Origin of the sequence: Yinghuangia sp. YIM S10712 (assembly GCF_051388935.1) — a bacterium.
GTDB lineage: Bacteria > Actinomycetota > Actinomycetes > Streptomycetales > Streptomycetaceae > Yinghuangia.
In genome coordinates this window covers 1-1,324 of the sequence record NZ_JBPKBI010000071.1, presented here as the reverse complement: position 1 = coordinate 1,324, position 1,324 = coordinate 1, and the positions used below count along the sequence as shown (strand labels likewise).

Annotated in this window: 1 protein-coding gene; it reads left to right on the top strand. The window is 71.0% G+C overall.

Annotation, left to right across the window (positions count from 1 at the left end; all coding sequences use genetic code 11):
* Window positions 1-240: 240 nt before the first annotated feature.
* On the top strand, window positions 241-1,305 hold the full coding sequence (locus ACRX5W_RS33235) for an IS110 family transposase (RefSeq protein ID WP_436792121.1): 1,065 nt from the start codon (window positions 241-243) through the stop codon (window positions 1,303-1,305).
* Window positions 1,306-1,324 lie beyond the last annotated feature (19 nt).

Here is a 1,324-nt window from a genome sequence, read left to right as displayed (position 1 = left end):
CGACTGACTGTGAGGATGTGGATGGCGCCGCTCGGGGGTCTGACTCTCCGACTGACTGACGCTTCGGCTGTCCTTGGCTGGAATCGTCGACCGTTCGGGCGGTGCCGTCATGCACGTGGCCGGTCGGGCGCCTGTGACTTCATAGGAGCCCGGCCAAAGGTCCCATCACAGTCTTGTCCTGCCGCCCGACCGGCGCGTGCGATCCCTCATGCGTCGCACGGAAGGACAGCACGAACCAGCATGGCAGACGCGACAGCGGTGGTCGGCGGCGTCGACACCCACACCGACTTCCACCAGGCCGCCGTGATCGACACCACCGGCCGACACCTGGCCACCGAGGCGTTCCCCACCACCCCCGACGGCTACCGCCGGCTGCTGGACCGGCTGCGCTCACACGGCGAGGTCCAGGCCGTCGGCGTCGAGGGCACCGGCGCCTACGGCGCCGAACTCGCCCGGTCCCTCCGCGCCGACCGGGTCACCGTCATCGACGTGGACCGCCCTGACCGCCGGGCCCGCCGCGCGAACGGCAAGTCGGACCCGGTCGACGCCTACGCCGCCGCGACCGCCGTGCTGTCCGGCCGCGCCGCCGGGACACCGAAGACCCGCGACGGCGTCGTCGAGGCGATCCGCTCGCTGCGGGTGGTCCGCCGTTCCGCGGTCAAGTCCCGCACCCAGACGATCAACCAGATCCGCACCCTCATCGTCACCGCACCCGGCGAGATCCGCGAGAAACTCCGCGGACTGCCGACCAGCGAGCTGATCCGGCAACTCGCCCGCTCACGCCCGGGCAGCGACCACGCCGACCCGGCCTGCGCGGTCCGCACCGCACTGCGCCGCCTCGCACGCCGCCACCAGTACCTCACCGAGGAGATCGCCGAGGCCGACGCCGAGCTGAAGCCACTGGTCGCGCAGACCGCCCCCGACCTGGTCGCGCTGCCCGGCGTCGGCACCGAGACCGCCGCCCAGCTCCTGATCACCGCGGGCGACAACCCGAACCGGCTCAGGTCGGAGGCGTCCTTCGCGCACTTGTGCGCGGCGGCACCGGTCCCGGCCAGCTCCGGCCGCACCCACCGGCACCGCCTCAACCGCGGAGGCGACCGCCAGGCCAACAACGCACTCCACACGATCGCGCTCGTCCGCATGCGCCACGACACCCGCACCAAGGAATACGTCGCCCGACGCACCGCCGAAGGCATGTCAAAGAAGGACATCCTGCGCTGCCTCAAACGCTTCATAGCCCGCGAGGTCTACAAGCACCTCGCCCGCCAAACCATCATCCGACCACCAGCCCTACAGACCGCTTGACGATCTATAGGAGCTTCCA